The organism is Serinibacter salmoneus (genome assembly GCF_002563925.1).
Taxonomy (GTDB): Bacteria; Actinomycetota; Actinomycetes; order Actinomycetales; family Beutenbergiaceae; genus Serinibacter; species Serinibacter salmoneus.
Genome location: NZ_PDJD01000001.1, coordinates 1,614,744 through 1,639,314, shown reverse-complemented (window position 1 = coordinate 1,639,314; position 24,571 = coordinate 1,614,744). Strand labels below are relative to the sequence as shown.

Here is a 24,571-nt window from a genome sequence, read left to right as displayed (position 1 = left end):
TCATCCACTGCCTCAGCCCGCGGCGCGCGCGTCCCGCCATGCCACCCACTGCTTCACCAGGTCCAGGTCGAACTCGGGGCCGTCGGTGCCGATCGTGAACAGCGTGGCACCGGCGGCCAGCAACTCCTCGGCGGCCTCGGCGGGAGGGGCGGAGACACCGATGGACCGCTCGACCTGCGAGGCGGGCCGACCCACGGCCTGCCCGTGCTCCTCCAGGAGGGCCGACTTCTGCCGCAGCGCGTCGGCGTTGCCGAAGGAGTGCCACACGTCGGCGTGTTCGGCGACCAGGCGCAGCGTCTTCCTCGGGCCCGAGCCGCCGATGAGGATCGGGATGTCGCGCGTGGGGGCGGGGTTCATCCTGGCCCAGCGCTCCTTGATGCGCGGCAGCGCCTGCCCGAGGTCGGCGATCCGCGAGCCCGCGGTCCCGAACTCGTAGCCGTACTCGTCGTAGTCGCGCTGGAACCAGCCCGCGCCGATGCCCAGGATGAGACGACCCGCGGAGATGTGGTCGACGGTGCGGGCCATGTCCGCCAGCAGCTCGGGGTTGCGGTAGGAGTTGCAGGTCACCAGCGCGCCGAGTTCGACCCGTTCGGTCTGCTCGGCCCAGGCGGCCAGCAGCGACCAGCACTCGAAGTGCTGCCCGTCGGCATCGCCGAACAACGGGAAGAAGTGGTCCCAGTTGAACACGATGTCGACCCCGGCGTCCTCGGAGCGGCGTACCGCATCGCGGAGCTGGTCGTAGGAGCCGTGCTGCGGCTGGAGCTGGACACCGATGCGGACGGGGAAGGAAGGAGTGGCCATGCTGACACCCTACGACCGGGCACGGCGCCGTCGGCGCGGCAGTCCGTACGCAACGCCCCGTGCAGGATCCGCGACTTGGCCCGATTGCGGTGTTTGCTTACCATGGACTCGGTATCCGGAGTGCAGCCGGGTCCGATACCTGTCAGGGCGAAACACCACGGGGGACTGCGCGTGCACACCACCTCACCCACAAGGCCCCGGCGGCCTCGAGTTGTTCACGCCGCGCGCGTGGCCCTGGGCGCGGCGCTGGTCAGCGCCCTGGGGGTTTTCGGCTGCCTTGCGCCGGCCTCCGCGGGCGCCGAGGTCGCAGGGTACGGCCGGTACGTGATCCAGCGGGGCATCGCGCCCGGCGGGGGCAACTTCACCTTCACCTACGGGAATGCTTCTGACGGGATGCTGTCGGGTGACTGGGACGGTGACGGTCGCGACTCATTGGCGGTGCGGCGTGGGCGGACGTTCTATTTCACGAATCGGTCGGGTGCAGGGTCGGCGCAGAAGGTGTATTCCTATGGGAATGCGAGCGACGAGGTGTTCGTGGGTGACTGGGACGGTGACGGGATCGACACGCTCGCGGTGCGGCGTGGGCGGACGTTCTATTTCACGAATCGGTCGGGGGCGGGGTCGGCGCAGAAGGTGTATTCCTATGGGAATGCGAGCGACGAGGTGTTCGTGGGTGACTGGGACGGTGACGGGATCGACACGCTCGCGGTGCGGCGTGGGCGGACGTTCTATTTCACGAATCGGTCGGGGGCGGGGTCGGCGCAGAAGGTGTATTCCTATGGGAATGCGAGCGACGAGGTGTTCGTGGGTGACTGGGACGGTGACGGGGCCGACACGCTCGCGGTGCGGCGTGGCCGCACCTTCTACCAGACCGACCGCACCGGCCCGGGCTCGGCGCAACACGTCGTGGACTACGGCAGGGCGACCGACGCCGTGCTGGTCGGCCGGTGGGACGGCGGCTCGCGCGACATCCTGGCGGTTCGGCGCGCCGAGGATACCCCCACGCCACAGCCCCGTGACGTGATGGCGGTCTACGGAACCCTGCGGGACGGTCAGCCGAACGCCTGGGTGATGTCGGGGACCTTCTCCACGTCCGTCACCGAACGGATGCCGTCACTGAGTCTGTGGGGACATCGAGATCGGACCTTCCCGTATGCGATGGACGACTCCGCGCACCATTCGGTCGTTGCGGAGGTGAAGTACCTGCACCCGGCGACAGCGGCTGCGACGATCGACCGCGTGGACAGGCTGGAGCGCTACGACCCGAGCCAGCCGGCCACCAACCAGATGTACGTGCGGGTACGCCGAGACACGGCGTCGGGGGTGAGCGCCTGGATCTACCTGGCAGGCCCGCGGACCCAGACCTGGCTGCGTCAGGGCGGCTACGCCATCTCGTCCGGGGACTGGGTGCGCGGCTGATGAGGAGCGATGCCATGAGCGTTGACGCCGGTAGACGCCGGACGCGTCGAGTCGTGATCGGGACGGTGGGGGCATTCGTCCTCACCGGAGCCGTCGGCCTCGCGATTGCGGACAACACGAGCGGACCCGACCTCGGCCCGCCCGCGAGCGCGCAGGTGAGCGCACCCGCGAGCCTGGGGGACCCGGCAGCCGCTGAGGAGAGCCAGTCAACAGGAGTGTCCGGGGACCTCGAGCGTGAACCCGGCGCGCCGCTGCCCACGAGCGCCGCAGGAAACGTGGTCAAGCGGATCGGGGAGTCCGCCATGCTGCTTGATGCCTCGGGCGCAGGGTCCGCCGCGTTCCAGATCACGCTCCACGAGGCCACCGCAGTCGCCTCCTGCCCCGGTCGTCTCGGCAGCGACATCACACCCGAGTCCGGTGCCTTCCTCGTGCTCGACGTCAGCGCGGAGATGGACGCCGAGATCGAGGGGTCCCTCGCGGACGTCGCGACCGCGGACATCCTCCTCCCACTCGGTGCGGACGCATTCGTGCCGTACGACCCCGAGGGTGCGCCGATGGCCGATTCGGCCTCGGCGAGCGCCTGGTCCTGCTATGAGGACAGCGACCTGCTCCCGCCGTTCATCGGCCCCGGTGAGTCCTACCGCGGACTGGTCGTGCTGGACGCCCTGGACGCTGCCTCGGTGGCCTATCAGCCGGGTGGCGCCGAGGGGTGGGAGTGGTCGCTGCCCGGGTGAGGCACCTCTCCACAGCGGTGCGCCAGGAGGACCTCGCCGTTCGCGCCCGCGACCTACACTGAGCGCATGGCTGCCCGACTGACCCGCGATTCGATCGCGCAGGTGCGCGAGGCGAGCCGCATCGAGGAGGTCGTCGGCGAGCAGGTCAGCCTCAAGCCCGCCGGTGTGGGGTCGATGAAGGGACTGTGCCCGTTCCACGACGAGCGCACACCCTCCTTCCATGTGCGCCCGCAGATGGGCCTGTGGCACTGCTTCGGCTGCGGCGAGGGTGGCGACGTCATCTCCTTCGTCCAGCGCATCGACCACCTGCCGTTCGTGGAGGCCGTCGAGCGGCTCGCGGGCGTCTACAACGTGCAGCTCGCCTACGAGGACGACGGCGGCGCCGTCAGCCGCCCCCGCGAGGAACCGGGTCGCCGCCAGCGGCTGGTGGAGGCACACCGCGCGGCAGCGGAGTTCTACAGCCAGCAGCTGCTCACCCCCGAGGCGAGCAAGGCGCGTGAGTTCCTCGCCGAGCGGGGCTTCGACCGTTCGGCCGCCACCACGTTCGGCGTCGGGTACGCGCCGAAGGGCTGGGACAACCTGATGCGGCACCTGTCCTCACGTGGGTTCACGCAGGCCGAACTCGCGGCGGGTGGCCTGGTCTCCCAGGGCAACCGCGGCTACTACGACCGCTTCCGCGGCCGGCTGATGTGGCCGATCCGGGACGTCGCGGGCGACGTCATCGGGTTCGGCGCGCGCAAGCTCTACGACGACGATCCCGGCCCGAAGTACCTCAACACCCCCGAGAGCCCGATCTACCACAAGGCCCAGGTGCTGTACGGGATCGACCTGGCGAAGAAGGCGATCGCGAGCAACCGTCAGGTCGTGGTGGTCGAGGGGTACACCGACGTGATGGCCTGTCACCTGGCCGGGATCACCACGGCGGTGGCCACCTGCGGTACGGCCTTCGGCAGTGATCACGTGCGTGTGGTGCGCCGACTGCTGGGCGACTCCGCCACCGGCGCGAGCGGCGTGATGCTCTCCTCGGGCCGCACGATCGGCGGCGAGGTGGTGTTCACCTTCGACGGCGACGAAGCGGGCCGCAAGGCCGCGATGCGGGCCTTCGGGGAGGACCAGGCGTTCGCCGCGCAGACCTTCGTGGCGATCTCCGAGGAGGGACTGGACCCGTGCGACGTGCGGGTGCAGCAGGGTGATGCAGCACTCGCGCGCATGCTGGAGAAGAAGAGCCCGATGTTCGCCTTCGCGATCCGCTCGGCGCTCGCCCAGGTGAACCTCACGACGGCGGAGGGCCGGGTCACGGGCCTGGACCTCGCCGCGCCCGTGGTCGCCACGATCCGCGACTACGCGCTGCGCTCGGAGTACGCCCGTCAGCTCGCCGGGTGGCTGGGCATGGACCCCGGCGACGTGCGCGCCCGGGTGGGGCAGGAGTCCCGCTCCCGCCGCCGTTATGCGGAGGAACCGCCGCCGCAGGAGGACGGCGACGGTGCGCCGCGACGCCGTCGACCCACCCCGATCCCGGACGACCCGGTGGCCCGCCTGGAGCGCCAGGTGCTCGAGGTCGCGCTGCAGTTCCCCGCGCAGTCCGCCGCGGCCGGGTTCGACGCGCTCGATCCGCTCGCCTTCGGCACCCTCACCCACCGCGCCATCCATGACGCGATCCGTGCCGCCGGTGGCGTGGCGGCGGCCTCGCCGGGGCCGGGTGGGCCAGCCCAGGGCGGTTCAGGGCAGGGCGGTTCAGGGCAGAGCGCGACGGCGTGGCTCACCGAGGTGCTGGCGGGCCTGCCGGAGGAGTTGGGCACGCTGGTGCGCGAGATGACGGTGGCGACGCTGCCCACCGAGGAGGCGAATCTGGACTCCTATGCCCTGGGCGTGATCGTGGGGCTGCGCCGGCTGGGGCTCACCCGCCGGATCGCGGATCTGCGCGCGCGGCTGAACCAGTCCGACCCGGCGGACGACCCGCGTGCGTTGCTCGGGGAGCTGCAGACCCTCGAGGGGGAGCGGCACCGCCTCGCCGCCTCGTAGCATCCCCACCCCGTCGTCCTCCCGCCTACCCCGTTCGTCGAGCGTGCTGTTGCGCAGAGGTAGCGCGCGGGAATCGTGCGCAACCCATCGCTCGGCGAGTGGGCTGCGCAGGCTTACTCGGGCGCCGGGCTACCCGGGCACGGGGGTGCCCGTTCGTCGAGCGTGCTGTTGCGCAGAGGTAGCGCGCCCGAGCCCTGCGCAACCCATCGTTCGGCGAGTGGGCTGCGCAGGCTTACTCGGGCGCCGGGCTACCCGGGCACGGGGGTGCCCGTTCGTCGAGCGTGCTGTTGCGCAGAGGTAGCGCGCCCGAGCCCTGCGCAACCCATCGTTCGGCGGGTGGGCTGCGCAGGCTTACTCGGGCGCCGGGCTACCCGGGCACGGGGGTGCCCGTTCGTCGAGCGTGCTGTTGCGCGGGGCTGTCGTCGCCGAGCGTGCGCTTGTGCAGGGACCGTCTTCGTCGAGCGTGCTGTTGCGCAGAGGTAGCGCGCGGGAATCGTGCGCAACCCATCGCTCGGCGAGTGGGCGGGCGCCGAGGTACCCAGGCGTCGAGGCGTTCAGGCGATGGACGCGCGGTAGATCGCCTCGATCGAGGCCGCCAGGGTGGCGTCGAACTCCGCCTCGCTCTGCTGCGCCGTCAGGCCCTCCAGGAGGGCGCGGCTGAAACTCGCGATGAGACCGGGGTTGCGCGCGAGCCGGGCGCAGGCCTCCGCCTGGTCGTACCCACCCGAGAGGGCGACGACCCGGGCCACCTTGGGGTGGGCGATGAGGTCGGCGTAGAACCCGTCCACGCTCGGGATCGTGAGCTTCAGCGCGACCTGGGTGTCGCCGAGGGCGTCCAGGTGTTCGGTGATGCGTGCCTTGAGGATCGCCTCCGCCTCGGCCTTGTCCGGCGCCGAGATGCTGACCTCGGGTTCGATGATCGGCACCAGCCCGGCGGCGAGCACCTGCTCGGCCACCTGGAACTGCTGGGCGACCACGGCCGCGATCCCGCCCGGGTTCGCCTCGTGGATGACCGAGCGCTCCTTGGTGCCGAACACCCCCTGCGCGGCGGCCTCGCGGAGCACGTCGTCGAGCCCGGGGATGTCCTTCATGACCTGCACGCCGTCGGCCTGCTCCGCCAGGCCCTTGTCGATCTTGAGGATCGGGATGATTCCCTTGGTGTCGGTGAGGTAGCGAGCCACCGGGACACCCTCGATGGTGCGCTCCAGCGTGCCGGCAAACAGGATCGCCGCGAGGATGTGCTCGCTGGTGAACGCCGCGCTGGTGATGATCCGGGTGCGCTCGGCGTGGATGAGGTCGAACATCTCCTCCTCGCCGTCGTACTCCTCGGGCGTCACCCCGTACAGCGCGAGCGCCTTGGGCGTGCTGCCCCCGCTCTGGTCCAGGGCGGCGATGAAGCCCGGCTGGGTGGCGAATCGGGTGCGCATATCGGTCATGGCGGGGTCCTCTCCTGGACGGTCGGCTCCCTCCACTGTGCGCCGCGCGCGGGTCCGCCGCAAGGGGGAGCGGAGCGCGCTCCGGTTCGTCCCATCGCCACGGTGCCGAGCGTGTTCCTGCGCCGAGGTCACGCGGTGGATTCGCGCGCAACCCATCGTTCGGCGCGTGAGGCTCCTTGCCAATTCCGCAAAGGGTGCCGCCGCACCCGCATTGCCCCGCGAGGATGGCCTCATGACACACAGCCACAGCACCACTGAGAGCGCGGCGGGGACCGCGCCGGAGGACGTCGACCTCGCCACCTACTGGGAGTCCCGCTACGCCGAGTCGAGCGGCATGTGGTCCGGGCGCGTCAATGCGGTCCTGGCCGCCGTCGTCGGGGACCTGCCCGCCGGCAGGGCGGTGGACCTGGGCTGCGGCGAGGGCGGCGATGCGGTGTGGCTCGCCTCCCGCGGCTGGCACGCGACCGGTGTGGACGTTTCCGCCACCGCGCTGCGCCGCTGCCGCGAGGCGGCCGAGCAGGCCGGGGTCGCCGACCGGGTGGAGACTCTCGAGGCGGACCTCGCGCAATGGCGCCCGACGGCGCAGGCGGACCTGGTGACCGCCTCCTTCCTGCACTCCTGGCCGCTGACGATCCCGCGGGAGGAGATCCTGCACACCGCCGCCCGCGCGGTGGCACCGGGCGGGCACCTGCTGGTCACCTCCCACGCCGCACCACCCCCGTGGGCGGATCCGCACGCCACCAAGGACTACCCGTTCCCGACTCCCGAGGGCGACCTCGCGGCGCTCGGGTTGAGGGAGGAGATCGCGGCCGGTCGCTGGCAGGTGCTGCGCTGCGAGAGCCTGACCCGCGAGGCGACCGGACCCGATGGCCAGCGCGGCGAGCTCCTCGACGCCGTGGTGCTGGTGCGGCGCCTGGCCTGAACCCGCACGCCTACCTCGGGTAGGTGCGCCCCCGCCAGGTGATCGTCCGCCGCAGCGCCCGCCGGTAGACCGGCAGCGCCAGCAGGGGGGTGGCGGGGCCGAGGAGCCCCTCGGCCAGGTCGGCGGGTGATCGGCGGCCCACCAGCAGGTTCACCGCGGCCCGGTCCAGCACCGTGAGCGCTCGGGCGAGGCGCACCCGGGGCGAGGTGGGCAGCAGCCACGGCAGCGTGAAGGCCGCGGTGAACAGCGCCCAGGAGGCGAGCATCGCGGGCCGGGACCCGCCGTGCAGCCCGGGCGTGGACTTCGCCAGGCCGGCGATGGAGGCGGCCGCGTCGGGGTACATCTGCACCTCGATCGCGTCGTCGCCGAGGGCCAGGGTGACCCGCCCACCGGCGCGCCGCACGGTCCGCGCGAGTTCGACGTCCTCCAGCACGCTGGCGCGCACCGACTCGTGCCCGCCGATGGCCGCGTATCCGGCCCGGTCGAACATCATCACCTGGCCGTTGGCCGCGGCCGCGCCCGGTAGGGGCGTGTCCATCAGTGGCACCGGGAGGTTGCCGAGCATCGCGGCATCCACGAGCGGGGTGAGCAGCCGCAGACCCACGCGCGGGGTGAGCTGCCGGGGCCACACGCTCAGCAGCCGGGGTGTGCGTCCCGCGCTCGCATCCCAGGCGGCCAGCACCGCGCCGAGGGCGCCCGGCCGCCAGTGCACGTCCGCGTCGGTGAACACCAGGAGGTCCCCGCCGGCGGCCTGCGCGAGCTGATGGCACGCCCACGGTTTACCGGCCCACCCCGCCGGCAGCGTGGCGCCCTCGATCACCCGGGCCCCCAGGTCCCGGGCGATCTCGCCCGTGCCGTCGGTGGAACCGTCGTCGAGCAGGATGACCTCCTGCGCGCCCTGGGCGAGCAGCCCCGGCAAGGTGCGCGGCAGGGTGGCCGCCTCGTTACGCGCCGGAACGAGGATCGAGACCCGGGGCGCATCCTGGCGAACGGGGGCCGGGCGCAGGCGGGGGAGGGCGACGGCGTTGATCACCAGGGTGGTGGCGCGGTAGCCGAGCACGGCGAGCGCCAGGGTGGCCGCGGCGTCGGCGGGTCGGCTCGGATCGCGCCTCACGGGTGAGCCTGTGCCGTGAGCGCCGCCAGCAGGCGTGAGGCGATCCCGGGTTCCGTGGGTCGAGCGAGCGGGGTGCGCAGCAGCGCCCGGTAGCCAGGGACGTCCGCCTCAGGGTCCGCGCCCGCGATGTCCCGTTCGAGGGTCTGCAACTCGTGCGTCATCGCCCCGGCCAGTGAGTGGCCGGCGTCCTGCGCCGGAAGCGGCGCCCCGAAGCGCACCAGCGCCTCCGGCGCTCGACCCCCGCGCACGACGACGCGGATCGCCGCGGGGTGCACGGCGACACCCGCGCGGCGGGCCACCCAGGCGGCCCCGCCGTGGACCGAGTCGACCGGAGTGCCCACGGGTCGCAGCGCCCCCTCGGGGAACAGCACGGCCCACTGCCCGGCCGCGGCGCGCGTGGCCAGGGTGCGCAGCGCCGTCGGGGGAATGGCGCCCGCCAGGGACAGGAACGGGAAGGCGGCGAGTTGGTGGGCTGTCATCATGGTGGCGGACCGGGTCCCGGCCGCACCGGCCAACCCGCCCAGCACGTAGCCGTCCCACCACGAGCGGTGGCAGGAGGCGACGACGGCGCCACCGGCGCCCCCATGACGGCCACGGCCATCGCCACCACCGCCGGGCAGGGCGCCGCGCACCCAGACCCCCGCGAGGCCGGCGCGCATCGCCCGCCCGATACTGGTCCGCACCAGTGGCCCCGCCACGGCGTCGGGGATCCGCAGTCGGCCGCTCATCGGGTCAGCGCCATGTGGACCTGGTAGCGATCGCCGCGATACCAGGAGGTGACGTACTCCACCGCGACCTGCCCAGACCGGCTCGTGCGGCGGAAGACCATCACCGGGTCACCCGCCGCGATGGTGAGGTCGCGCGCGATCTCCCCCTCGCACGCCTGCGCCCAGACCGTCTGCTCCGCGGCGTCGATCGCGAGCCCGTAGTGCCCGGCGAGGATCTCGTACAGCGAGGCGCTCAGGTCGTGCTCGGAGAGTCCCGGCAGGAGGGCGGCGGGGTAGTAGCCGCGTTCCACGGCCATCGGGGAACCGCCCGCCAGGCGCAGCCGGTCCACGCGCCACGCCTGATCGCCGTCACCCAGTCCGAGCGCGGCGCGCGCCTCCACCGGAGGCGTGACCAGGTGCGCGCCCTGAAGGATCGTCGAGGCCAGCAGGCCGCGCCGCCGCATGTCGTCGGTGAAGGAGGCGAGGTGGAGTTGGGTCTCCACCCGCTGCGGTGCCACGAACGTGCCCTTGCCGTGCACCCGGTACAGCAGTCCGTCCTCGACCAGCGAGCGCAGCGCCTCACGCACCGTGGCTCGGCTCACCCCGTAGGTGGCCATGAGCTCGCGCTCGGAGGGGATGGCGGTGTGCGACTCCCAGTGCGTCACCTTGGCGGCGAGGCTGTCCGCCAGCTGGGCGTGCTTGGGCCGGGGGCCGTCGAGGATCTCGGAATCTCCCATAGGGACCTCCCTGTGTGTAGCGGATCACATGGCTGAGCGGTTGACACCCCGCGACCTTCCGGTCACTATGGTCTCACTGGTACGGACCAGTGGCAAGCGGATCGGCCTCGTGGCGACCGCCCCCTGCCGTCACGATACGGGTCCTCAGCCCTGGTCCGTACCAGCCGATCGGCGCCGGAGATGCCGGCTCGGGCCGGGCTCGCGCCGGGCGCATGCCGTTCGGCCCGCTCCTCGATAGACCGCAATGACGCACCCGAACCGCAAGGAGAACCCCATGAGCATCGTCACCGCCCCGCTCCCCGGCACCGTCCTGGCCCTCGCCGACGTGCCCGACCCGGTCTTCGCCCAGGGGATGGTCGGAGCCGGCGCCGCCATCGACCCGCCCGCGCAGGTGGTGGAGGTCGTCGCGCCGATCGCCGGTCGCATCGTCAAGCTCCACCCGCACGCCTTCGCGATCCTCGGCGAGGACGGCGTCGGTGTGCTCGTACACCTCGGCATCGACACGGTCGGACTGAACGGCGAGGGCTTCACCCTGCACGCCGCCGAGGGCGACGCCCTCGCGGCCGGCGCCCCGGTCGTCACCTACGACGTCCCCTCGGTGATCGCCGCCGGGCTCTCCGCGGTGGTGCCCGTCGTGATCCTGGACGCCCCGGCCGATTCGGTCGCCCAGGACTCCGCCGCCCCCGCCGGCACCCTCGTCGCGGCCACCACGCCGCTGCTGACCGTCACCCGCTGATCCCCGCTCAGGAGCCCAACGATGTCCTCCAGTGCCTCACCCACCGCGCCCCGATCGAGCACGGCGAGCGCGAAGCCCAAGCAGCGCCGCCAGATCCCCGGGTTCGCCCAACTCCAGCGGCTCGGCAAGAGCCTCATGCTCCCCATCGCAGTGCTGCCCGCCGCGGGCATCCTGCTGCGGCTGGGGCAGCCCGACCTCCTGGGCGGCATCGACGCCCCGGTGATCGGCCCGTTCTTCGACGCCATGAGCGCCGCCGGTGGCGCCCTGTTCGAGAACCTGGCCCTGTTGTTCGCAGTCGGCGTGGCGATCGGCTTCGCGAAGAAGGCCGACGGCTCCACCGCGCTTGCCGCGGTGGTCGGCTACCTCGCGATGACCAAGGTGTTCGAGGTCATGTCCCCGGTGGTGCTGCCCGACCAGGTGGATGCCGCGGGCAATCAGGTCATGATCAACTACAGCGTCTTCGCCGGCATCGTCATCGGCCTGGTGACCGCGTGGCTGTTCGACAAGTACCACACCATCCAACTGCCCTCCTACCTGGGGTTCTTCGGCGGCCGGCGGTTCGTGCCGATCGTGGTCTCCCTCGCCGCGCTCGTCATCGCCTTCGGCATGAGTTACCTCTACCCGCTGTTCAACGCCGGCCTGACGGGCCTGGGGGAGTTCATCGCCGCCACCGGCGCCTTCGGTGCCTTCGTGTACGGCTTCACCAACCGGATGCTGATCCCGCTCGGCCTGCACCACATCCTGAACTCCTACGTGTGGTTCCTGCACGGCGACTACACGACGCCGGACGGCACCGTGGTGACCGGCGAGCTCACCCGGTTCGCGCAGGGAGACGTGACCGCGGGGATCCTCACCTCCGGCTTCTACCCGATCCTCATGTTCGGTCTGCCGGCCGCCGCGCTCGCGATCATCCAGGTGGCCCGGCCCGGCCAGAAGAAGGCCGCCATCGGTATCCTCGGCGCCGCCGGGCTCACCGCGTTCCTCACCGGGGTGACCGAGCCCCTGGAGTTCGCGTTCATGTTCGTCGCGTTCCCCCTGTACGTGGTCCACGCGCTGCTGACCGGGCTCTCCCTCGCGGTGGCGCACCTGTTGGACGTGCACCTCGGGTTCTCCTTCTCCGCGGGGCTGATCGACCTGTTGCTCTACGGCACGGCACCCGCAGCCTCCAACATCCCGTACCTGCTGATCATGGGCGCGGCCGCATTCGTCCTGTACTACCTGCTGTTCCGGTTCGTCATCGTGCAGTGGAACCTGCGCACCCCCGGACGGGAGGACGAGGCCACCGCGGCGGCGGAGAGCGCCGCGAACGAGGGCGACGGCGCAGCCCCCGTTCCCGCGACCCTCGCCACCGGCGGCACCGAGGGCCAGGCGAGCACCACCCAGGCGAGCACCACCCAGGCGAGCGATGCGCCAGCCCCGGTTGCGCCGTCGGGCTCCACGCCCGCCACCGCCCCGGTCGCCGACTCCCGCGCCGAGCAGCTGATCGCCGCGTTCGGCGGGCGGGAGAACCTCGTGAACGTGGACGCCTGCATCACGCGACTGCGGATGGAGGTCGCCGACAAGGACCTGGTGGACCAGGGGCGCCTGAAGGCGCTGGGCGCCGCCGGCGTGATCGAGGTCGGCAACAACGTACAAGCGGTCTTCGGCACCCAGGCCGAGGTCCTGAAGAACGAGATCAAGGAAGCGCTGTAACCATGGAGATCATCATCGTCGAGCGGCCCGAGCAGGCCGCCCCCCTCGTCGCCGATGCCTACACCGCCCTCCTGGCCCGCAAGCCTGACGCGGTGCTGGGGCTGGCCACCGGATCCACCCCGCTGGGGGTGTACGACGAGCTCGTACGCCGTCACCGTGAGGAGGGGTTGAGTTTCGCCCGCGCCAGCGCGTTCACCCTGGACGAGTACGTGGGGCTTCCCGCCGACCACCCCGAGCGGTACCGCAACGTGATCCATCGGGACTTCACCTCCCGCGTGGACCTCGACCCGGCCCGGGTACACGGACCGGACGGGCTCGCCGAGGACCTCCAGGCCGCCGGACCCGCCTACGACGCGGCGATCGCCGCGGCCGGTGGTGTGGACCTGCAGATCCTCGGGATCGGGGTGGACGGGCATCTCGCGTTCAACATGCCGACCTCCTCGCTGGCCAGCCGCACCCGGCTCAAGACCCTCACCGCCCGCACCCGGGAGGACAACGCCCGGTTCTTCGACGGCGACGTGGACGCGGTGCCCACGCACTGCCTCACCCAGGGGCTCGGCACCATCATGGAGTCGCGGCACGCGGTGCTGCTCGGCTTCGGGCTCGCCAAGGCGCAGGCCGTGGCGGCGTGCGTGGAGGGGGCGCTCTCCGCTCGCTGGCCGGCCTCCGTGCTGCAGATGCACCCGCACGCCACAGTCGTGGTGGACCAGGCGGCCGCCAGCCAGCTCACCTTCACCGACTACTACCAGCACACCTACGCCGGTAAGCCCGACTGGCAGGGCCTGTGATGCTCATCCACGCCGAGCGCGCCCTGATCGACGGTCGGATCGAGCGCGATGTGCGGGTGCGGGTCGAGGCGGGGCGGATCGCGGACGTCACCGTCGGAGGGGTTCCCGGCGAGACGCCAGGTGAGGCATCCGGCCTCGGGGCCTCCCAGACCCCCGACGTGCACCTGACCTCCGGGGTGCTCACCCCCGGTCTGCTGGACGTGCAGAACAACGGCTCCTTCGGCGCCGACTTCGCCGACGCCGGCGCCCAGCAGTGGCGCACGGTGCTGGACGGCCTGGCACGGCGCGGCGTCACGGCGGTGCAGCCCACGGTCATCACCGCGCCACCCGCCGAGCTGCACGGTGCCTTCGAGCGGGTGCTCGCCGCGCAGCGCACCCACGACGGACAGGCGCGGGCCCGGGTCCTGGGCGCCCACCTCGAGGGACCCTTCATCTCCCCGGAGCGCAAGGGCGCCCACCGCGTGGAGTGCATGCTGGACCCCACGGGTGAGAACCTCGCGGCGGTGCTGGATCATGAGGCAGCACGGGCGATCGTCACGACCGTCACGCTGGCTCCCGAGCTCCCGCACGCGTTGGAGGCGATCGCGGCGATCGCGGCCCGGGGGATCGTGGTGGCCGTGGGGCACTCGGATGCCACGGCCGCGCAGGTACGCGCGGCCGGTGACGCCGGCGCCACCATGACCACGCACATCTTCAACGCCCAACGCCCACTCAGTCATCGCGAACCCGGCGTGCCGGGCGCTGTGCTCGCCGACGAGCGGTTCCATGTCGGCACGATCATCGACGGACTGCACCTGGACCCCACCACGGTGCGCCTGGTGCGCATGGCGGCGCCGGATCGCTGGGTCGGTGTCACCGATGCGATCGTGACGGCCGGACTGCCCCCTGGCACCCCGCTCACCTTCGGCGGGCAGGGCGTGATGAACGACGACGAGGGGCTGGGCAGACGCCAGGACGGCACCATCGCCGGGGCCGGGATCGTGCTGGACGAGGGCGTGCGCCGCATGATCGCCGCCGGCCTCGAACCCGAGGCGGTGCTCACCGCCTGCACCCGCACGGCCGCCGACTCGGTGCGCCGTGACGACCTCGGCCGGCTCGCCGCCGGCGGGTTGGCGGACCTGGTGTGGTGGGACGAGCACTGGTTCCCTCAGCGGGTCTGGGTCGGCGGGCGGGACGTGGCCTGACCCGGGTGCGGACAGGCGGCGGCCCGCGGGTGGGCAGCCTCAGGCCGCGGAGAGCTCGGCGCCCAGGGCGAGCAGCGCCGTGGCCGCGCGCTCGACGTCCGCCTGGTCGTTCCACACGTGGAAGGCGAGGCGCACCCCGCCGCCGCGCCCGGCCACGGTGCAGCCGGCCTCCTGCAGGGCGCGCTTGGCGTGCCCGCTCGCGTCGCGCAGGGCGACGATGGCGCTGTCGCTCGCCGGGAGGCCGAGGCGCTCCAGCAGCGCATTCGCCAGACCCACGGTGTAGGTGCGGACCTCCTCGGGGTCGGCGGCGGCGAACAGCGGCAGTGAGGCGGCGGCCCCGACGAACGGGAGCCAGGCGGGGGAGGAGCCGAAGCGCTGCGCGTCCTCGGCGAGGGCGGGCTCCACGCCGTAGACGCTGTGCCACGGATCCGCGCTGGCCCGCCAGTTCGCGTGGATGGGGTGCAGGTCGCGCTGTGCGCGCTCGCCCACCGTCATGAAGGCCACGCCGCGCGGGGTGCCGAGCCACTTGTAGGCGGAGGTCACCGTCACATCGAAGCGGCCCGCGTGCGTGGGCATCCACCCGGCCGCCTGGGTGAGGTCGGCGATCGTCAGGGCGCCCACGCGCTCGGCCGCGGCCAGGACGGCCTCGGCGTCGGCGATCCGGCCGGTGCGGGAGGCGGCGAGGGAGAACGCGACGGCGTCGCATCCGCGCGCCACGGCGTCGGGGAGATCCGCCAGCGATACGGCGGTCGTGGTCACGCCACGATCCGCGTGCTGCAGGAACGGGTAGGTGACGGAGGTGAAGTCGTCGTCCACGAGCACCACGTGCGCACCGTCGGGCATGCTTGCGGCGATCAACCCCACGAACACGGCGGTGGTGGCGCCGATCGCCACCTGCTCCACTGGCACCTGGACGAGGTCGGCGAACGCGCGGCGCGCGGTCTCCACCAAGGGGTCGTAGGAAGCGGGGGACCCCAGCCCCGCCGACCAGTCCGCGATGGCGGCGGTCATCGCCTCCGCACAGGCGCGCGTCGGCAGCCCGTTCGAGGCGGCGTCGAGGTAGCCCGGCACAGGGGCGAACGCGGCGCGGAGGTCGTCGAGTCCCGAGGTGGTCTGTGGCATGTCTCCAGCCTGCTGATCGGCGAGACATTGCACAACGGCCAGTTCCTAGCAGTAGGTATTGGCTTGTGTTATGTATGGGGCATGGCAGACCTCGACGTCACCGGGCTCCGGCTCATGCAGGCCATCCGGGATCACGGCAGCATCACCGCCGCGGCGCGCGCCCTGGGCGTCAGCCAGCCCGCCGCGAGCCAACAGGCAGCACGCCTGGAACGGCGCCTCGGCACGGCCCTACTGGACCGGCAGGGCCGCACGGTCCGGCTGACCGAGGCGGGCGCCGCCCTGGCCAGGCACGGGGAGACCATCTCCGGGGTGCTGCGGGCGGCCGAGGCCGAGGTGGCGTCCCTGGCCGGGATGCGCTCCGGCGTCGTGCGGCTGGTGGCCTTCCCCTCCGCCTCCGCCACCCTCGTGCCCGCCGCCCTGGCGGCGCTGCGGCGCGAGCACCCCGAGCTCCGGGTGACGCTGGAGGAGGTGGAGCCCCCGGAATCGTTGCGGCTGCTGCGGGCGGGGCGGGCGGACCTCGCCCTCACCTTCACCTTCCCGGACCAGCCGATGCCCGACGGCGACGCAGGCCTGGTCACGACCGACCTGTTGGCAGAGCCGACCGTGGTGGTGCTCCCGGAGGGTCACGCCCTGGCCGGAGAGCATGAGGTCGACATCGCTGACCTGGCGCACGAGCAGTGGATCGCGGGATGTCCGCGCTGCCGCAGCCACCTGATGCACCAGACCGAGAGCAGCGGCTACACCCCGCAGATCGCGTACGCCACCGATGACTACGCGGCGGTGGTGGGGCTGGTCGCGGCGGGGCTGGGGGTGGCGATGCTGCCGAGGCTCGCACGGCACGCGGCCGTCTCCCGCCCGGGGGTGGCCGTCGCCCAGGTGCGGCCCGCCGCGCCGCGCACCGTGCAGGCGGTCACCACCCGTGACCTGCTGCGGGTGCCGGCGGTCGCCGCGACCGTGCGCGCGCTGCGCGCAGCCGCGGACGCCGTCGAGGAATCCTAGGCCTGCGTGCCGGCCGGGTCCGCGGACCTCAGCGGATGGTGCGAAGCGCCCGCATCGCCTGCTTGCGGACCTCCCGGTCCAGCCGGTCCAGGTAGAGCATGCCGTCGAGATGGTCCACCTCGTGCTGCAGGCAACGGGCCATGAGGCCCTCGCCCTCCACGCTCACCGGCTCGCCGTCCAGGTCGATGCCCTCCACGCGCGCGTAGTTGGCGCGGGTGGTCGGGAACCACAGCTCGGGCACCGACAGGCAGCCCTCGTCACCGTGCTGGGTCTGCTCGCCCAGCTCCACGATCCGGGGGTTCAGGACGTATCCGAGCTCGCCGTCGATGTGCCAGGAGAACGCCCGCAGCCCGACGCCGATCTGGTTCGCCGCCAGGCCGGCGCGCCCGTCCTCGTCGACGTTCTCCAGCAGGTCCGCGACCAGGGTGCGCACGCCGTCGTCGATCTCCCGGATCGGTGCGCAGGGGGTGCGCAGGACCGGGTCGCCGACGATGCGGATCTCGCGGTGGGCCATGGTGTCTCCGTGCTGATCGGGGTGTGCTGGTCGGCGGCTCGTCCACACCCTGTCCGGGGTGGTCATGGGCGGTGTGGCGGCCGTGCGGCTCGACCGTCCCAGTCTGGCACGACGGGGCATAGTTGAAGACCGCACGACATGGTGTAGAGTCTCGTCACGACCCCGGTCGGCTGCTCCGCCCCCTGCGCAGCCGTCCGGGGTCTCTCGCATGATGCGGACCGGTGGCAGAAACGCGCCGCAGTTCGCGGAACCACCCCGCCGCCGCCATCAGGAGAGCGATGCCGAGTGGCACCTCCAACAGCAGCGCCAGGTAGGAGCCGCGGTCCTCGGAGTTATCGGTGAGCATGGTGTCGAACCAGCCGTCGACGAACAGCATCGTGCCCGTGGCGGTGGCGAACATGACGAAACGGTGCGAGCGTCCGGCCGCGGCCCACGCCGTGAGAGCGAAGAGGGCGGCCAGCGCGATGTCGAATCCCACCCACGCGGCGCCCCAGGTCTCCACCACGTACGTGCGAGGGAGCGTGATGCGCAGGTAGACGATCCACGGCACGAGGCCGACGGCGCAGATCAGCGCGATCCATGCCCACCACGGCGCGCGACCATGCCACCAATGGCGGGATGCTGGGGGGACCTCCAGCGCGTCCTCGTCGGTCTCCATGCGTCCTCCGGGGGGAAGAGGAGAGGCCCCGGACCGGCGTTGGTGCTGGTCAGGGGCCTCGTGGGCTCCCGCAACTGGACTCGAACCAGTAACCGTCCGATTACACGTCATCGCAGGTCAGCGCGGGTTCACTCGACACTCCCTGCAAGGTAATCGACCTTGCCGAGCGACGCGAATCGAGCGCCTCGTGAGCGCCCGCGCGATCGACGCAGCATTCGACGCCGAAGCCCGCAGCATCTGCGACGGCGTGGACGCCTGGCGCGCCGCGATCCGCGACCTCGCCCGCACTTCGACGCCCACCGGCGAGGCGGCCGCAGCCATCATCGCCACCCGCGTCCAACTCGATAGCCGTGTCGAGAAGCTCCGACGGCGCTACCTCCCACGCGCCAGCCGCCTCATCGTCTCCGACGGGCGCGCCATCACCGTCAGCCGAACCGCACGCTCCGCCCGGACCGTGTGGAGTACGCGTTAATCGCGGAAGCCGTCATGTCATGCACGGAGTGATCATCTCCCGCGAGCGAACGCGAAACAACGGTGGAAACGTTGCTTCTCTGACTTCTGCCAGAGAGGAACACAACGTGAAGTGGGAAAGCGTCGTTCAGGATTATACGACGGCAATGCGAGCAGGTGGGCGCGGTAAGGGAACGGTGCGTCTACATCAGCACTACCTACGCAACCTCAGGACTAAAGTCCCACACCCACTTCGCGCCGAGCGTCGCGACCTCGAACGATTCCTCGCCCGACTCGACTGGAGCCCAGAGACACGCAAGAGTGCCCGCTCCGTCATCGTGAACTTCTATCGATGGGCACATCTCGCCGGACACCTTGACCACGACCCAGCCGCAGGCCTTCCCAGCGTCACCGTTCCCACCGGCCAACCACGCCCCATCCCCGACCCCGTTCTCCACCGAGTTCTCACCTACACCACCGGACGCGAACGCCTCATGATGCTCCTCGCCGCACATGCCGGCCTACGCTGCGTCGAGATCGCGCAGGTGCGGGGGAGCGACCTCGTCAACGGCAGGCTCTACGTCAAAGGGAAGGGCGGCAAGACCCGCACCGTCCCGATCGTCAACCGCGAGCTCGTCGCCGCACTCGCCGAGAAACCTGGCTGGCTCTTCCCCAACGGTCGCGGTAGCCACCTCTCACCCGGGCACGTCTCCCGACTGCTCTCGGACGCCCTCCCCGAACACTGGACAGCACACACTCTCCGCCACCGCATGGCCACCGCCGGATACGCAGCCACCCGCGACCTCCTCGCAGTCGGCCGCGTACTCGGCCACGCACGCCCCGAAACCACCCAGCGCTACGTCCTCCTACCCGACGACGCCGTCATGGCAGTCATCAACGGCGCCGCCTAGGCCGTTCTTGTCGAGCGTGGATGCGCACAGCAGTACCTTGTGGTGATGGTCCACATTGCCAACCCTGCAACAGCCCTTCTTCACATCTTCGAAGGATGGGACGCGCCAGCGAACACTCAACCAACCGTTCAGCGTCGCCGATTCGCGGAGAAGCAGCAGCTCAGCGAATCGGCGGTCATGACCCAGGCCATGTCCTGCATCGTGCAGATCGAGCAGCGCCTCGAAGCGTTCAGGCGCGCCGGGTTTGACGCTGACAACCTTCGGAGCGGCATCGCGCAGTGGCAGCGGGCAATCACCACCCCTCAGCCCCACCCACAGCCGAAGGGCGTGAAGGCACTCTCTGACGACTCGCGAATGCTCCTTCAAACTCTCGCGCTGGTCTTCGACCAGCAGGGCGCGCTGGTCCGCCTCGACCCCGCGGCCGAGGGTCGTGTGCTGGCCGCGATCAGCGAAGTGGAGCGCGCGATTGAGGAACTCGAGCTCTCCGAAGCGGTGCGGCTCCACCTCCTGAGCCTGCTCGCTCGGATCCGAGAGTCGCTTGTGCGAGGCGATGCCGCCGAGTACACCGCAGCCACCTCCGAGTTCGTGGGCATGACGGTCATTCGAGAAGCCACCGACGATGAAGAACGCGCTTCCGCCTGGCGTCGCGTTCGAGCGGCAGCCACACCGATCTGGGCGGGAGCAGCCGGCAACATGCTCGCCAACGGCGCGATGCTTGCGCTGGAACAGGCCGCCGCGAACCTCTAGAGCCAGAGGTCGCGTCTCGGTCGCAGGCACCCAGGCGTTGTACTGCGCCGAATGCGGGCTTGGGGACTCGGACCAGGACGGAGAGCGTCCTGGCGTGGTGTGACGAAGTCGCCGCGACCGTCGGCCCGGTGCGGCGAGCGGCAGGCTGCATCGGTCGGTAGCATCCCACTCAGCGTTCCCCCCCGAACCCAACTCAAAGGTGCACCACCACGCATGCGATCCTCAGCCCACGCCTCACCGCCCAAGAAGGCCCTTCGTCGTGACATCCAGGGCATACGTGCGCTAGCGGTGGTGGTTGTTTTCCTGGATCATCTCTTGGGCTGGCCGCATGGTGGGTTCGCGGGCGTGGACATGTTCTTCGTGATCTCGGGCTTCCTGATCACGGGCTTGCTGTTGCGTGAGTACGAGGGGACGGGGCACATCTCGTTCCTTCGGTTCTACGGCAACCGGATCAAGCGCATCGTTCCCGCGGCAACGGTGGTGCTGCTGGTGACGGTGGCGTTGGGCTACCTGATCTTCCCCGCGTCCAGGGCGCAGTCCGTGACGTGGGACGCGGTGTGGTCGTTCCTGTTCGGTCAGAACTGGAACCTGGCTTTGGAGGGCACCGACTACTTCGGGCAGGGCGCCGCGGTCTCGCCGTTGCAGCACTACTGGTCCCTGTCCGTGGAGGAGCAGTTCTACTTCGTTTGGCCGTGGCTGCTGCTAGGCCTGCTATTGCTGTACGCCCGCTTCCGCCCGGTCACGGCGCGTAGCACCCGTCTGTTGGCGGGCGGCTCGATCGGGATCGTCTCCGTGTCGTCGTTCGTTTGGGCAATGATCGAGTCCACAGCCTCGCCCACCTTCGCCTACTTCTCCACCCTGACGCGTGGGTGGGAGCTCGGGATCGGAGCCGCCATCGCCGTCGCCGCACCGGCCATAGGAAGGTCCCTTGCGGGGCGTGCGGGCGCCCGGACCCTGCTGTCGTGGGCAGGCCTGGCGATCATGGTCGTCTCCGTCTTTGTGATCACTCCGGAGTCTGTGTGGCCCGCGCCGTGGGCGCTGCTGCCGGTCCTGGGCGCCGCGATGGCGATCGCGGCAGGTATCGGCGATGAGCCGCAGCATGCCGTCATTCTGACCAACCCGGTCTCCAAGTACATCGGGGACATCTCATACTCTCTGTACCTCTGGCACTTCCCGGCGATCGTGTTCGGGATGACTCTGTTCCCCGGATCCGGGTCACTGGGGTACGCCTTGACGTTGGTGGTCGGATTCGCTCTCGCTGTCGCGTCCTACCACGCGATCGAGAAGCCAATCCACCAGTCTCCGCTCTTCAAGAAGCCTCGGGCCAGGGAGGCTTGGAAGTCCTGGCGCAGCCAGTACGCCGACAGCATGAAGTACGGAGCAACGGGCTTCCTCGCGGTCACCACCGCGGTACTGGCGTTCGTCGCTATCACGGTGACAGCCCCCACCACAGCACCGGTAGTCGCGGCCACAACCGCGGCGCCCATCGATGGTTCAGAAGGGACGGAGAAGGAGCAGCCTAGTGTCGGGCCGGCCCAACTCGAGGTGACTCAGGCCCTCGAGGACGCCTTGGGTACCTCGGCATGGCCGGAGGCCGTCGTGGAGCAGATCGGCACAGGCTCGGGGATGAGCGAGGAGTTCTCCGAGTGCGCCGACCCCGCCACAGCACCCGACGGAGGCTGCACCTGGGGTGATGGTGAGCGGACCGCAGTGCTCCTCGGCGACTCCACGGCCGCTGCATACGCTCCGATCCTGGTAGACATCCTCACTGATCAGGGATGGACTGTGCGATCCCTCGCCATGAACGGGTGTGAGTTCAGCACCCTGGACCTCACCTCCGGCGGCGCCGCTGAACGGTGTGCGGACTGGAAGGAAGAGGCCGACCAGCTCGTCCAGGAGACACAGCCCGACGCGGTCATCATCACCACCCAGTTCTCCATCAGCACCATCACCGGGACAACGGGCAACCTCCCGGTGGAGGACTGGACCACCGGGTTCACGGAGGCAGTTCAGGCGGTTGTCGGCAGTACCGAGAAGGTCGTACTGCTGACCCCGGCGCCATATGAGAAGCAGGTGAGCGAGTGCTACAGCACTCTCTCCGCGCCGGCGGACTGCGTATCCACACCGACCCAGGGTTACCTTGACCGTGCCTCGGTGGTCCGCGATCTCGCAGGCGCTGATCCGACCATCGAAGCGATCGAGAGCCAGGACTGGTTCTGCGTGGACGGGCTATGTCCGGCGTTCGCCCAGGACGAACTGACCAAGGCAGACACAGTTCACCCCTACCAGCCGTACCTCACGGCCATCCGCCCCGCCATCGAGGACGCTCTACTCGGCGCGCTTGAGCTTGGCGCTGCCTGAGCTCCACAGGGGCTGCGCAGACAGCGGAGTGCGCCCCCCTGCAGTTGCACGAGGGTGAGCACCAGGTACACCAGGGGCACCAGGAGCACCAGGGCGCCCACCATCACGAACTCCGCGATCGCCGAGCCACGCTCGTGCGCATGGCTCCGGGGCTCCTGGTGCGCGCCCTCCGGTGGCCGCCGGTCCGCCGTCGGGTCGGTCAGGGTCCGCTCACCCGGTCCACGGCCTGCTGGAACAGTTGCCGTAGCCAGTCGTCGGCCAGGAGCCAGATCACCGCGACCAGGCCTGCGGTCATGAGCGTGACTGGCGTGTGCAGCCACCCTCAGCCTGGGCGTCGCCGCACATCACTCGTGGGCGCCCAGGCGTTGTTCAGCGGGTGCCGCGGGTCGGGCACGCGGACGAGGACGAGGGTGCGGGTCCATGCGATTGCGACGGTGTCGAGGTGCTCGGCACCGGAGTGCTCCTACTCGATGCGGGCGGTCACAGGGATGGGTCCCGGGTGGGGCGCATCCGTCCACCGGAGTGGGATCGGGCGGGCGTCAACGGCGCCGCGCAACGCACCGACCTCCCACCGAGCGGACCAAGACCTGATCGCATAGCGGGGACGAGTGGTGGTGCTCCATTGGTTGATGCAGCCTAGTCGTCGATGCTCGGGGGCTCACTAGGGGAGGGAGTTGAGGCCACTGGTCCGATGCCTTCGAGCCACGATTCGTCGACTTCCTGAGCCTTCTGGACGTACAGAACGACGTCAATCTTGAGCGCGTTGCCCTTCGCAACCGCTCGGGCGACCGGTACGCGGTGCCGCTCCTCGAGGTACTGCACAAGAGGCCCTACGTTCGCAGTCTGCGTCGGTGACAGAATTCCGACCCGTTGGCCGTCCAACCGAACCTCGATGGCGTCGACGGTAGAGCGCGGACGGACCTCCTTGACGTTGTGCAAAGTCGCAATGAGCGGTGTGCCTTCCACAGTCGCGTACTTCGTGAGCACGTCCATGTGGTCCTCTTCTCGCGTCACCTGTACAGCGCTGCCCCTCGGGAGCACAGTGAAAGGCTCGCTGGGGAAACTGTTGCACGGTCGCATCAGTGCCGGGTCGGAGGCCCAGACCGACACGCGAGCACTTGTGCGATCGCGGCGAACCGACGCCCACGTGCGTGCCGGGAACTCGAAGTACTCGCCTCGCTCCGCCAAGCTTGCAACGCGGGGAGCCCATACGGCTGCGTACTCACGGGCGAGGAACCCAACGTGCTGTCCCCCGACCCATACAGCCACGGCTCGCGAGTCATGTGGGTTCTGAAAGTCGGCGACCAGAGCAGCGGGCAGGTCAAGTTCGGCTCCCTCGTAGGACGTTGCCTGCGGAACCCCCTTGAATAGCACTTCGAACGACGCCGGCCGGTACCTCTCGCCGACGATCTCGATACGTTCGGTCGTTCCTGGCAGCCACGGCTCCAGGGGATGCCCGACCGGGGGCTTGGGCTGGTGCCCTTCGGCGGGACGTGAAGTGGTCGTGGATTCCTTGACCGCCGATCCAGGGGGAACGATTCCCGTGGGCTCGATCGCCTCGCGTGAGGCTCCCCATCGTCCGGCGAAGACGACACCAGCAGCGAGGGTGAGGACGCCGCCGATCCCCAGGCCTATCGCACCCCCTACGTTGTCGGCGACAGCATTCCCGCAGGCGCCTAGCAGCAGCAGCGCAGCGATTCCCAGGAACGCGAGAGATATGCAGCCAGTTCCGTTCTGGGTCTTCCCGTCAGTCATGTTCTGGACGGTACCGCGCGTGAGCGGTGCGCGCTCTTCGGGGCCGACACGAACTGCGAGACTACGACGAAGTGCGCTCCCACTGCTTGTGTCCGGGCGGGGTGTGACAACGAGTTCCCCGCAGGGCTTGCGTACCCCACGCCGCGTGGGGTAATGTGGTGGTTACGAGGTCAGGGGAACAGCCCCAGACCACCGGGTCCTGATGGAGGACACCATGAACGTTCAGGCTCTCGCCGCCGAGCTCGGCTTCTCCACCGCCTACGAACTGCGGGCCTTCGCGGACGACCTCCTCAACGACATCGAGGACGACCGCGCCGAGGTGCCCGTCGAGACTGAGGCCATCATCCGCGAGGCCCTGGCCAACTGACCCCCGTGACCCCCACCCACGCTGGGTGAGGGTCGCCCCTAGGTGTGGAGGATGCGATGAGCGTGGATATGGACCGCATGACTGGTGCGGAGTTGCGGGCGCGGCGGCACCGGCTCGGGGTGCAGGGGCCGTGGATGGCGGACCGGCTCGGGGTGCGGCAGGACACCTACAGGCGGTGGGAGTCCGGGCGCGACCCGATCCCCGTCCGGGTGCGCGATGAGGTCGCCGCCGTCGAGGACATCACCGACCAGTGGGTCGAGACGGTGCGGGAGTGGATCGAGGACACCGGGCAGAGCGCCCCGTGGGATCCACTACCGCACGCCCAGCCCGACATGGTCGCCCAGCCGCAGTGGTGGCTGCAGGTCGTGCTACGCGCCATCGAGGACTAGAGCGCC

The 24,571-nt window shown here is 70.6% G+C and carries 24 protein-coding genes; 15 read left to right on the top strand and 9 right to left on the bottom strand.

Features of this window, described 5'->3' with window-relative positions; genetic code table 11:
* Nucleotides 1-12: 12 nt before the first annotated feature.
* Entirely contained in the window at nucleotides 13-801 is a 789-nt protein-coding gene (locus ATL40_RS07320) for an LLM class F420-dependent oxidoreductase (RefSeq protein ID WP_098468968.1), read from the bottom strand.
* 228 nt (nucleotides 802-1,029) lie between these two features.
* Here ATL40_RS07320 and ATL40_RS07315 point away from each other — a divergent pair, with 228 nt between their 5' ends.
* The 3 genes from ATL40_RS07315 (at nucleotide 1,030) to dnaG (ending at nucleotide 4,976) form a co-directional block, all read left to right on the top strand.
* Nucleotides 1,030-2,220 carry a gamma-glutamylcyclotransferase family protein gene (locus tag ATL40_RS07315; RefSeq protein WP_169925906.1) on the top strand — a complete coding sequence of 397 codons (1,191 nt, stop codon included), beginning with the start codon at nucleotides 1,030-1,032 and terminating at the stop codon, nucleotides 2,218-2,220.
* A gap of 14 nt (nucleotides 2,221-2,234) precedes the next feature.
* Entirely contained in the window at nucleotides 2,235-2,954 is a 720-nt protein-coding gene (locus ATL40_RS07310) for a hypothetical protein (RefSeq protein ID WP_143556898.1), read from the top strand.
* A 66-nt stretch (nucleotides 2,955-3,020) separates the two neighbouring features.
* Complete coding sequence (dnaG, locus tag ATL40_RS07305) at nucleotides 3,021-4,976, top strand: DNA primase (protein WP_098468965.1); 1,956 nt, start codon at nucleotides 3,021-3,023, stop codon at nucleotides 4,974-4,976.
* A 554-nt stretch (nucleotides 4,977-5,530) separates the two neighbouring features.
* Here the strand turns inward: dnaG and ATL40_RS07300 are convergent.
* Nucleotides 5,531-6,412: a fructose bisphosphate aldolase gene (locus ATL40_RS07300; RefSeq protein WP_098468964.1), complete on the bottom strand. Its 882-nt coding sequence runs from the start codon at nucleotides 6,410-6,412 to the stop codon at nucleotides 5,531-5,533.
* Between the two features lie 232 nt (nucleotides 6,413-6,644).
* Here ATL40_RS07300 and ATL40_RS07295 point away from each other — a divergent pair, with 232 nt between their 5' ends.
* Nucleotides 6,645-7,334, top strand: a complete 690-nt coding sequence (locus tag ATL40_RS07295; RefSeq protein ID WP_098468963.1) for an SAM-dependent methyltransferase — start codon at nucleotides 6,645-6,647, stop codon at nucleotides 7,332-7,334.
* A 10-nt stretch (nucleotides 7,335-7,344) separates the two neighbouring features.
* Here the strand turns inward: ATL40_RS07295 and ATL40_RS07290 are convergent, their stop codons facing one another.
* Genes ATL40_RS07290 through ATL40_RS07280 form a run of 3 tightly spaced genes read right to left on the bottom strand, consistent with a single transcriptional unit; the run spans nucleotide 7,345 to nucleotide 9,892 of the window.
* Nucleotides 7,345-8,448 (bottom strand): glycosyltransferase family 2 protein, encoded by a 1,104-nt coding sequence (locus ATL40_RS07290; protein ID WP_211283080.1) that lies wholly within the window; start codon nucleotides 8,446-8,448, stop codon nucleotides 7,345-7,347.
* Nucleotides 8,445-9,176 (bottom strand): lysophospholipid acyltransferase family protein, encoded by a 732-nt coding sequence (locus ATL40_RS07285; protein WP_098468962.1) that lies wholly within the window; start codon nucleotides 9,174-9,176, stop codon nucleotides 8,445-8,447. The genes ATL40_RS07290 and ATL40_RS07285 overlap by 4 nt, the downstream gene beginning before the upstream one ends.
* Nucleotides 9,173-9,892, bottom strand: a complete 720-nt coding sequence (locus tag ATL40_RS07280) for a GntR family transcriptional regulator (protein ID WP_098468961.1) — start codon at nucleotides 9,890-9,892, stop codon at nucleotides 9,173-9,175. The genes ATL40_RS07285 and ATL40_RS07280 overlap by 4 nt, the downstream gene beginning before the upstream one ends.
* Before the next feature lie 274 nt (nucleotides 9,893-10,166).
* Here ATL40_RS07280 and ATL40_RS07275 point away from each other — a divergent pair, with 274 nt between their 5' ends.
* The 4 genes from ATL40_RS07275 to nagA are packed head-to-tail and all read left to right on the top strand — an operon-like array spanning nucleotide 10,167 to nucleotide 14,292.
* Nucleotides 10,167-10,628, top strand: coding sequence for a PTS sugar transporter subunit IIA (locus ATL40_RS07275; RefSeq protein ID WP_098470351.1), 462 nt, complete (start codon nucleotides 10,167-10,169; stop codon nucleotides 10,626-10,628).
* Between the two features lie 21 nt (nucleotides 10,629-10,649).
* Entirely contained in the window at nucleotides 10,650-12,320 is a 1,671-nt protein-coding gene (locus ATL40_RS07270) for a PTS transporter subunit EIIC (RefSeq protein ID WP_098468960.1), read from the top strand.
* A gap of 2 nt (nucleotides 12,321-12,322) precedes the next feature.
* Complete coding sequence (gene nagB, locus ATL40_RS07265) at nucleotides 12,323-13,108, top strand: glucosamine-6-phosphate deaminase (RefSeq protein WP_098468959.1); 786 nt, start codon at nucleotides 12,323-12,325, stop codon at nucleotides 13,106-13,108.
* On the top strand, nucleotides 13,108-14,292 hold the full coding sequence (gene nagA / locus ATL40_RS07260; protein ID WP_211283079.1) for an N-acetylglucosamine-6-phosphate deacetylase: 1,185 nt from the start codon (nucleotides 13,108-13,110) through the stop codon (nucleotides 14,290-14,292). Before nagB ends, nagA begins: the two co-directional genes overlap by 1 nt.
* A gap of 39 nt (nucleotides 14,293-14,331) precedes the next feature.
* On the opposite strand, the gene ATL40_RS07255 is transcribed toward nagA, so the two are convergent.
* A complete protein-coding gene (locus tag ATL40_RS07255; RefSeq protein ID WP_098468957.1) occupies nucleotides 14,332-15,414 on the bottom strand; it encodes an aminotransferase class V-fold PLP-dependent enzyme in 1,083 nt (360 codons plus the stop codon).
* A gap of 81 nt (nucleotides 15,415-15,495) precedes the next feature.
* Between ATL40_RS07255 and ATL40_RS07250 the strand changes: the two genes are divergently transcribed.
* The gene (locus tag ATL40_RS07250) at nucleotides 15,496-16,413 is read left to right on the top strand and encodes a LysR family transcriptional regulator (protein ID WP_098468956.1); all 918 of its coding nucleotides are present in this window, start codon (nucleotides 15,496-15,498) and stop codon (nucleotides 16,411-16,413) included.
* A gap of 28 nt (nucleotides 16,414-16,441) precedes the next feature.
* Here ATL40_RS07250 and def read toward each other — a convergent pair whose 3' ends face one another.
* Together def and ATL40_RS07240 are read right to left on the bottom strand one after the other, a co-directional pair.
* Nucleotides 16,442-16,927, bottom strand: a complete 486-nt coding sequence (gene def, locus ATL40_RS07245) for a peptide deformylase (RefSeq protein ID WP_098468955.1) — start codon at nucleotides 16,925-16,927, stop codon at nucleotides 16,442-16,444.
* 154 nt (nucleotides 16,928-17,081) lie between these two features.
* Nucleotides 17,082-17,585, bottom strand: a complete 504-nt coding sequence (locus tag ATL40_RS07240) for a hypothetical protein (protein WP_098468954.1) — start codon at nucleotides 17,583-17,585, stop codon at nucleotides 17,082-17,084.
* 187 nt (nucleotides 17,586-17,772) lie between these two features.
* On the opposite strand from ATL40_RS07240, the gene ATL40_RS07235 reads away from it, so the two are divergent.
* From ATL40_RS07235 to ATL40_RS07220, 4 genes are all read left to right on the top strand, one after another.
* Entirely contained in the window at nucleotides 17,773-18,057 is a 285-nt protein-coding gene (locus tag ATL40_RS07235; protein WP_098468953.1) for a hypothetical protein, read from the top strand.
* Between the two features lie 106 nt (nucleotides 18,058-18,163).
* Complete coding sequence (locus ATL40_RS07230; RefSeq protein ID WP_211283078.1) at nucleotides 18,164-18,946, top strand: tyrosine-type recombinase/integrase; 783 nt, start codon at nucleotides 18,164-18,166, stop codon at nucleotides 18,944-18,946.
* A 45-nt stretch (nucleotides 18,947-18,991) separates the two neighbouring features.
* The gene (locus ATL40_RS07225; RefSeq protein WP_143556897.1) at nucleotides 18,992-19,693 is read left to right on the top strand and encodes a hypothetical protein; all 702 of its coding nucleotides are present in this window, start codon (nucleotides 18,992-18,994) and stop codon (nucleotides 19,691-19,693) included.
* Between the two features lie 99 nt (nucleotides 19,694-19,792).
* Nucleotides 19,793-22,054, top strand: coding sequence for an acyltransferase family protein (locus tag ATL40_RS07220; RefSeq protein ID WP_169925905.1), 2,262 nt, complete (start codon nucleotides 19,793-19,795; stop codon nucleotides 22,052-22,054).
* Between the two features lie 636 nt (nucleotides 22,055-22,690).
* On the opposite strand, the gene ATL40_RS14700 is transcribed toward ATL40_RS07220, so the two are convergent.
* Nucleotides 22,691-23,809 (bottom strand): HIRAN domain-containing protein, encoded by a 1,119-nt coding sequence (locus ATL40_RS14700; RefSeq protein WP_143556896.1) that lies wholly within the window; start codon nucleotides 23,807-23,809, stop codon nucleotides 22,691-22,693.
* A 214-nt stretch (nucleotides 23,810-24,023) separates the two neighbouring features.
* Between ATL40_RS14700 and ATL40_RS14990 the strand changes: the two genes are divergently transcribed.
* Nucleotides 24,024-24,176, top strand: coding sequence for a hypothetical protein (locus tag ATL40_RS14990; RefSeq protein WP_169925904.1), 153 nt, complete (start codon nucleotides 24,024-24,026; stop codon nucleotides 24,174-24,176).
* A gap of 68 nt (nucleotides 24,177-24,244) precedes the next feature.
* Nucleotides 24,245-24,565, top strand: a complete 321-nt coding sequence (locus ATL40_RS07210) for a helix-turn-helix domain-containing protein (RefSeq protein ID WP_169925903.1) — start codon at nucleotides 24,245-24,247, stop codon at nucleotides 24,563-24,565.
* Nucleotides 24,566-24,571: the final 6 nt, after the last annotated feature.